We start from the raw sequence: 1,919 nt of genomic DNA, 5'->3' as shown, positions 1-1,919 counted from the left end.
GAAGCCGGGGATCTCCATGTGGGCCCAGACGCCGTCGCTGTGGTGGGTGGTGGGGTGGCCGCAGCGCACGCAGGTTCCGCTGGGCACGTCGTCCATCTGCACGGCCATGTCGGGTTCCTCCTGTTCGGTCGTGGCGGGGCTGTCCGGTGCGGGGTGGCTGGTGGTGGTCTGCGGGGCGGCGTCAGTGAGTTCGCCCTGGACGGGTTCGGCCGGCGGCTGGATGCCGTCGGGGTTGCCGTCGGGGCCGGGTCCCTCGCCGCCGTCCGGGCCCGCGCCGGGGCCACCGTCGTCACCGTCGGGCTTCGGGGGGGCGTCGAGGTCCCAGACCTGCTCGGCCTTGAGGAGGAGCAGGCGGGGGTTTGCGTCGCCCACTCGGATCTGGTGGACCGCGACGCGGTCCTTCTGCCGGTCGTTGCGGATGGTGAGTCCGGCCTGGAGGAGAGCTTCGGGCAGGGAGCGGGAGCCGATGCCCTGGACGCGCGGGTCGCTGGCGGCCTTGAGGAGCAGGTGGAGTTCGGCGGTCTTCATGCCGACGGCCGGGCCCTTCTCGGGCAGCCAGTAGACGGCGGGGCCCTTGCCCTCCCAGTTGTCGGAGCCGTCGCGCGCCTGGGTGACGCCCTGGACCTGCTCGACCTCGCCGGGGACAGCGGGGCTGATGACGCCCTTTTCGTCGCGGACGTGTGCGCGGCCGCTGGCGAGCGCGGCGCGGACGATCTCGACCACGGCGGCGCTGAGGTCGTCCTGGACGCCGACCTGGTCGTCGTACTTGCGGGCCTGGCGGGCCAGGGACAGCGCGAGGGGGGTCGCGACGGTGGCGATGAGGTCTTCCATGTCCAGGCCGGTGACGGCCGCGAGGAGGCCGTAGCCGGACAGCATGGCGGCGGCGGCGCTGATGACGCCGTCCATGGCGCCGGATGCCTTGGGCATCGCGGCTTCCACGTACGGCAGGAAGCACTTGAGGGCCTTGGCTTCGAGGTCAGCCAGGTACTCCTCCACCTTCTCGATGCCGTGGAGGTGGGCGATGATCCGGTCGCCGATGGTACGCAGCGGCACGGCGAGGGAGGCGTGACCGCCGTCGCGGTACCAGCGCCAGTCGACCTCTCCGCCTTCCTGGGAGAGGTAGAGGACGACGGTGCGGCGGTAGAGGGAGGGCTGCATGGTGGGCGGCAGCATCTGCGCTGCGACGAGGGGGATGGCGCGGGCGTAGTTACTCACCCGCGCGGTCATGTCGCGGTTGCGGCGGCCGCGGAGTTCTCCGGCGTTGCCCGCGCCGCGCAGGATCATCTCCAGCTTGGCGTTGGCGTCGCGGAGCTCCATGGCTGAGGAGGCCCGGGTGATGGCGACGTCGTCGATGAGGGAGGGCATGTCGCCCTCGAACTCGATCGCGCACTCCATGTCGGTGATGGTGGCGCTGAATCCCTTGGTGACCACAGGGGGCCACAGCTTGGGGCGGGGGGTGAGGAGCAGGGAGCGGCCGACGTTGCCAGCCTGGGTCTTGCCGGAGTTGGGTTCGGCTTCGGCGACGACGGAGGCGGCGACGGGGCTGAGGGAGAAGCCCATGGAGCGGGCACCGACGGCCATGCCGAAGGAGGCCACCCATCCGTGCTCGCAGACGGTGGTCATGGCGGCCTTGCACTCGTCGTCGCTGGCCGTGCGGTCCAGCGGGGCGGCGGCTCGGGCCAGGGCCTCCGGGGCGCCGATGAGGCGGACCTGGCGGTCTTCGGGGAACGTGCGGCCGTCGGCGAAGACGTAGGTGCGACCGACGTCGGGGAGGGTGTGCCAGCCGGTGCGCTTGACGACGGGGGTGCGCGGGAGCTTGCGGCCCTGGGTCTCGACGCAGTTGAAGAGAACTTCGCGGACCGGCTTGGCGCCGGTGCCGACGGCGTCCGGGTACTTGTCCCACGCCTCACCGGTGCGCC

Annotated in this window: 1 protein-coding gene; it reads right to left on the bottom strand. The window is 72.0% G+C overall.

Translation table 11 applies throughout. The annotated features are described in order from the left end of the window. Positions 1-1,919: hypothetical protein (locus ACFWAD_RS29795; protein ID WP_378550420.1), on the bottom strand; the 1,919-nt coding region annotated here is incomplete at both ends.

Source organism: Rhodococcus sp. NPDC059969 (assembly GCF_042738325.1).
Lineage (GTDB): Bacteria > Actinomycetota > Actinomycetes > Mycobacteriales > Mycobacteriaceae > Rhodococcus_F.
This window is presented reverse-complemented; position numbering and strand designations above follow the sequence as displayed.